Genomic DNA, 5,396 nt, shown 5'->3' on the forward strand with positions numbered 1-5,396 from the left:
GTTCCTGAAGCTCGCATCCCCGGAGCGTACTGTGCACCACTGACATCGACGCTGGTCAGGCCGACCATGAGAGGTCATATGATCCGCCGGACAGGCTCTGGTCAGGGCGCTGTCGTCGGGGCGGCGTCCGGGCTTGTCCGGCTGGTGTCCGTTCAGATGATGCGGGTGGCGCCGCCGGGTCCGTGGATGGCGTCGGCGTCGGCGCGGTGCCAGAGGACGATACTCGGCCGGGACCGCGCCGGCGAACGGAGGCGGTGCCGTCGGGCCACAGGACGCCGTCGGCGACGATGTCAGTGCCGGAGACGCCGGTGATGTCGTGGTCGCGCTGGACCACGACAGGCCGTGGCCCTGGAACGTGGCCGGAATCGCCCTGCACTCCCTCGTCCTGCTCTTTCTCGCGCTGCGGATCCGCCCGCAGAGCGCGGCCGTGGCGGTGGCGGTCACCGTACTCACGGGGGTGGCCGACTCGGCCCTGGCGACGCAGGAGCACAACCAGACCGTCACCCGGGGCAACCCTGTGCTTCGTCGCGGCGGTGATGATCGGGGCGGCGCGGCGCTCCGCCCGCCTGGCGGGGACCCGGCCGGCCGAGCAGGAGGAGCTCACCGCCGGGGAGCGGGCCCGGCGCACCGACAGCTCCACGCCCGGCGGCAGCGGGCACGGCCGGCCCTTCCCTGACGAGTACGTGTACGCGGAGGCTCCCCGCGCGCCGCTCAAGGAGCGCGTGGGGAGCCTGACGGCGCGTGAGACGGAGGTGCTGTACGAGACGGGGCTGGGCGGACCGGCCGGTTACTGACGCGGCCACGGACGCGGGGCACAGCGGCAGGTCAGGAGGCGGCGGAGCGGCGCGGGCACTGTTTCCAGGCGAAGTGGTAGAGCGTGCTGATGCTGCCGTCGGTGGAGTCCATCGCCAGGAAGCTCGTGGTGCGGGTGGTGTCCGACGTGCCGGCGTCCACCCGGAGTTCGGTGTTGATGTTCAGGTAGCGGACGGCTCCGCAGGGCGCGTAGACCACCGAGTCGATGTCCGTGGTGTCGGACGTCTGCCAGTTGTCGTGGAGCGGGCCGGTGAAGTGGTGGTTCACGTACGTGGTCTGCGACATCCCCTGGAAGTAGTAGTTCGCCCGCTCCAGGCCGGCCGCGCCCTTCTCCAGGTGGGCGAAGCCGCGGTAGTCGGCCTGGGCGACCGCGTACGTGAAGCCCTGGGGGACGTGGACGTTCAGGCTGAGCTGGCAGTTCTTGCGGAAGTCGGTCGGCTTGGCGCCGACGCCCACCTGAGCCTGGTAATTGCTGTATGTCACGGTAAAAGCGGTGTTGTCCGGACTGACGGTCAGGCTGGCCGTCCCGGCCGGACAGCCCGATCCGTTGACGCCCACGACATCGATCACGATCTTGTCAGGCGGAGGCTCCCCATCCGCAGTGGCCGACGACGGCACGATCGAAGCGGCGAGCAAGGCGACGGCCGCGCTGCCGATCACCACCGGTCTCAACATGGAGGTCCTCCCCCTGGTCCAGGATTCACGGTCGATCGCCTCTGCCCGACGGCGGCCGGTCAGGGGCACTCCTTCCACGAGAAGTGGTAGAGCGTGCTCACGCTGCCGTCGGTGGAGTCCATCTCCATGAAGCTGGTGCTGCTCGCCGGGTCCGAGCTGCCCGCGCCCACCCGGAGTTCGGTGTTCACGTTGAGCAGCCGCGAAGCGCCGCAGGGGGCGTAGACGAGCTCCGCCGCGTCCGTCACGTCCGTCGTCTGCCAGTCGTCGCTGAGCGGGCCGGTGAAGCGGTGGGTGACGGAGTTCGTGTGGGACATGCCCTGGAAGTAGTAGCTGGCCCGCTCCATGCCCACGGCGCCGCTCTCCAGGTGCGCGAAGCCGCGGTAGTCCGCCTTGGCGATCGCGTAGGTGAAGCCCTGCGGCACGTGGATGTTGAGGCCCAGCTGGCAGTTCTTGCGGAAGTCGGTCGGCTTGGCGCCGACGCCGACCTGGGCGAGGTACTTGCTGTAGGTCACCGTGAAGGCCGTGTTGTCCGAGGCGACCGCCACGGCCGCCGTCCCCGCCGGGCAGCCGGAGCCGTTGACCGCCGCGACGTCGATGACGACCCTGTCCGGCGGAGGCACCCCGTCCGTCGCGGCCGACGAGGGTGCGAAGGATGCGGCGGCCACCAGCGCCACGGCCGCTCCGGCGGTCATCACCGGTCTGAACATGGGATTCCCCTTTCTTTCCCCGTGGGGACTCGCTGTGCGCGCGGCCCATGCCACCACCGGGGAGGGGTCGTGCATAGGCCAGGTTGAGCCGACCCTGAGGACCGGCCGTTCGCCTCTTGCGCACCGGCGGCCCCGTGCGCACCGCCCGTCCACCCGGCGGAGGAAGGGGAGCCCCTAGACGCGTTCGAAGGAGTGCGTCCGGCCGACGGCCCGGAAGCCCCGGCGCGCGTACCAGTGGCGCGGCCAGTCCTCGGCCTCGGCGATCAGGAAGCGCGTGCCGCAGCCCGCGGCGACCGACATGCGCAGGGCGGTGGCGAGGACGGCGTCGCCGTGGCCGCGCCTGACGTGGTCCTCCGACGTGACCAGGTCCTCGATCTGGGCCGTGCCCGAGGCGGGGTCCATGTACAGGTCGGCCCAGGACGCGACCTCGCCGTCCTCCGCGCGCGAGCCGATGAAGTGCACGACGCCGGCACCGCGCCGCCGGATCTCGCGGCGCTCGACGAGATGACTCACGACCTCCTCTCCGGCGTCCGGGAGGAAGTCGTGCCAGTTCCGGGTCAGCGGCCCGCGGAGGTCGTCCAGGTCCACGACTTCCGCCTCGCGCTGCCCGGCGCCCGGAGCGGGCGCGGGGCCGGAGTGCAGCATGATCAGGCAGGTGGAGTGCTCGTACCCGGCCCGCGCCAGGGGTTCCGCGCACGCCGCCCCGGTCGCGTCGTCCAGGACCGATATCAGGCGGTACGGAAGGTCCCCCAGCGCTTCCTCCGCGAGGGCGGGCAGCGCGGCGGGGTCCACCGCGCCGTCGACGACGACCTGGTTGTTCCCCCGCGAGTGGGCGAAGACGTCGTCGCGCACGGCGAAGCCGCCCGGGAAGGGGAGGGTGAGCCCGGCCTGACGGCGGGCGAATTCCGAGACGAAGGCGTGGATCCGCCGCAGTTCGAGGTCCGGCATGGGCCGAGCGTAAGCGGCGGCCCGTGCGGGGCGCGCGGCAATTACGGGGCGGGGGCGGTCACGTGGCGGCGCACGCCGGGTGGCCCCACCCGCGCTCGCCCTTGGAGATCTTCTCGCCGACCGCGTACGGCTGGCCGCACGGGCACCGGCCCGCAAACTTCGCCTTGATCGTCGCCGTTCCCGAGGAGCGCGGTTTACGGCTCTTCGGCGGGCCGGAGCGGCGGGCCGCCGAGGCCTCGCGCGGCGCCGGCACGGGCATGCCCTCGGCGCCCCGTGCGGTGCCGGCCGCCTGCTGGAGGGAGGCCGCGTCGCTCGCCGCCTGGTCGGCGATCGCGTTCAGGGGGTCGCCGTTCTCCTGGTGGGCCGGCACGTACCGGAACTCGACGCTGCGGCCCGCGAGGAGGGCATCGATGCGCACGACGAGGTCGCGGTTGGCCACCGGCGAGCCGGAGGAGGTCTTCCAGCCGTTGCGCTTCCAGCCGGGCAGCCACTTGGTCACGGCGTTCATCGCGTACTGCGAGTCCATCCGCACCTGCATCGGCACGGCCGGGTCCGTGGCCTCCAGGAGCTGTTCGAGGGCGGTCAGCTCCGCAATGTTGTTGGTGGCCTTGCCGAGGGGCCCGGCCTCCCAGCGCCGGGGCGCGCCCGTCGCGTCGGCGACGACCCAGGCCCAGCCCGCGGGTCCGGGGTTGCCCTTCGATGCCCCGTCACAGGCGGCGATGATCTGTTCAGACATCCCTCGATCATGCCAGGGTTCCCGGGCTCGCCGCGCGCGTCCGGCGGGACAGCCCCGGCCCCGCCCGGCCGCCGGCTCCGGCGGACGCTCTGCGGTACACGGACACCGATTACCGGACATTCCCTTGCCGCACCCCGGCCACCCCTCCCCTGGTCCCGGTCGCGCCCGGGCGCCGCAGGTCACGTCGGGTGCCGTTCAGATGGCGAGCGCCTTAGGTTCACCCAGCGGTCGATAGGAGTTATCTATATTGAGAACACAAACGACCGAAATTATCCGTCATTTTTGACTCATGGCATCGTCATGCCCAAATGTCTGCCAAATGTTGTCAATGACGCCTCACAGCGGCGGCCTCTTACGGAATAAGGATTTCCGTTTTTTGCTGGCCGGAGCCGCGGTGAGCCAGATCGGCGCTCAGGTGACCGTGGTGGCCCTGCCCCTGGTCGCCGTGGTCGTGCTCGACGCCTCCCCCATGGAGGCCGGCCTGCTGACCGCCGCCGAGACCGCGGCGTTCCTGCTGGTCGGCCTGCCGGCCGGAGCGTGGGTGGACCGGATGCGCCGGCTGCCGGTCCTCGTCCGCGCCGACGTCGTCCGCGCGGCGGCCATGGCGAGCCTGCCGCTCGCCGCCTGGGCCGGGGCCCTGACCATGGCGCACCTCTACGTGGTCGCCCTCGTCACCGGTGTGGCCACCGTCTTCTTCGACATCGCGCACCAGAGCTACCTCCCCTCCCTCCTGCCCCGTGACCAGCTGGTCGCGGGCAACGGCGCCCTGGAGACGGCCCGTTCGTCCGCCCAGGTCGCGGGCCCCGGGCTGGGCGGCGCGCTGGTGCAGCTCCTCGGGGCTCCGTTCGCCCTGCTCGCCGACGCCGTCGGCTACCTACTCTCCGCCGCCTTCCTGCGCGGCATCCGCGCCGCCGAACCGCAGCCCGCGCCCGCGCCGGGCGTTCCCCTGCGCGCCCAGATCGCCGAAGGCCTCGCCTTCGTCTTCCGGCACCCGTTCCTGCGCATGATCGCCTGCGCGACGGCGCTCGCGAACTTCTTCACCGCGATGCTCATGGCCGTCCAGACCGTGTTCCTGGTGCGGGTGCTCGACCTGCCGGCGGGCGTCATGGGGCTGATGATGTCCGCGTCGGCCGTCGGCGGCCTGGCCGGAGCCCTGTGCGCGGGGGTGCTCGCGCGGGCGGTCGGCCAGGCGAGAGTGATCTGGCTGTCGACCGTGGTCACCGGCCCCTTCGCCCTGCTGTGGCCGCTGGCCGGCCGGGGCGCGTCCGCCGCGTGGTTCGCCATCGCCTCCGCCGCCGTCTTCTTCGGTGCCGTCGTCTACAACGTCGCCCAGGTGAGCTTCCGTCAACTGCTCTGCCCCGACGAGCTGCTCGGCCGGATGAACGCCACGCTGCGCTTCATGGTGTGGGGCACCATGCCCCTCGGCGCGCTCGTCGGCGGGGCCGTCGCCGAGGCGGCGGGACCGCGCGCCGCGGTGTGGGTGTGCGCCACCGGGATCCTGCTGGTGCCCGTGCCGC

The 5,396-nt window shown here is 72.1% G+C and carries 6 protein-coding genes; 2 read left to right on the forward strand and 4 right to left on the reverse strand.

Annotation, left to right across the window (positions count from 1 at the left end; genetic code table 11):
• The first annotated feature begins 533 nt into the window (after positions 1 to 533).
• Positions 534 to 794 (forward strand): hypothetical protein, encoded by a 261-nt coding sequence (locus tag ACSNOG_RS31710; protein ID WP_436756155.1) that lies wholly within the window; start codon positions 534 to 536, stop codon positions 792 to 794.
• Between the two features lie 31 nt (positions 795 to 825).
• Here the strand turns inward: ACSNOG_RS31710 and ACSNOG_RS31715 are convergent, their stop codons facing one another.
• The 4 genes from ACSNOG_RS31715 to ACSNOG_RS31730 all read right to left on the reverse strand — a co-directional run bounded on the left by ACSNOG_RS31715 (position 826) and on the right by ACSNOG_RS31730 (position 3,879).
• Positions 826 to 1,488 (reverse strand): DUF4360 domain-containing protein, encoded by a 663-nt coding sequence (locus tag ACSNOG_RS31715; protein ID WP_436756156.1) that lies wholly within the window; start codon positions 1,486 to 1,488, stop codon positions 826 to 828.
• 59 nt (positions 1,489 to 1,547) lie between these two features.
• On the reverse strand, positions 1,548 to 2,195 hold the full coding sequence (locus ACSNOG_RS31720) for a DUF4360 domain-containing protein (protein ID WP_436756157.1): 648 nt from the start codon (positions 2,193 to 2,195) through the stop codon (positions 1,548 to 1,550).
• A 174-nt stretch (positions 2,196 to 2,369) separates the two neighbouring features.
• Complete coding sequence (locus ACSNOG_RS31725) at positions 2,370 to 3,143, reverse strand: GNAT family N-acetyltransferase (protein WP_436756158.1); 774 nt, start codon at positions 3,141 to 3,143, stop codon at positions 2,370 to 2,372.
• 58 nt (positions 3,144 to 3,201) lie between these two features.
• The gene (locus ACSNOG_RS31730; RefSeq protein WP_436756159.1) at positions 3,202 to 3,879 is read right to left on the reverse strand and encodes a ribonuclease H family protein; all 678 of its coding nucleotides are present in this window, start codon (positions 3,877 to 3,879) and stop codon (positions 3,202 to 3,204) included.
• 394 nt (positions 3,880 to 4,273) lie between these two features.
• Here ACSNOG_RS31730 and ACSNOG_RS31735 point away from each other — a divergent pair.
• Positions 4,274 to 5,396 (forward strand): MFS transporter (locus ACSNOG_RS31735; protein ID WP_436756160.1); only part of this gene is annotated, 1,123 nt, incomplete at its 3' end.

The organism is Streptomyces sp. URMC 124 (genome assembly GCF_051386455.1).
Taxonomy (GTDB): domain Bacteria; phylum Actinomycetota; class Actinomycetes; order Streptomycetales; family Streptomycetaceae; genus Streptomyces.

Coding starts and splice junctions, on each gene's coding strand:
- ACSNOG_RS31715 (WP_436756156.1), bottom strand. CDS start 1,488: ATGTTGAGACCGGTGGTGATCGGCAGCGCGGCCGTCGCCTTGCTCGCC.
- ACSNOG_RS31720 (WP_436756157.1), bottom strand. CDS start 2,195: ATGTTCAGACCGGTGATGACCGCCGGAGCGGCCGTGGCGCTGGTGGCC.
- ACSNOG_RS31725 (WP_436756158.1), bottom strand. CDS start 3,143: ATGCCGGACCTCGAACTGCGGCGGATCCACGCCTTCGTCTCGGAATTC.
- ACSNOG_RS31730 (WP_436756159.1), bottom strand. CDS start 3,879: ATGTCTGAACAGATCATCGCCGCCTGTGACGGGGCATCGAAGGGCAAC.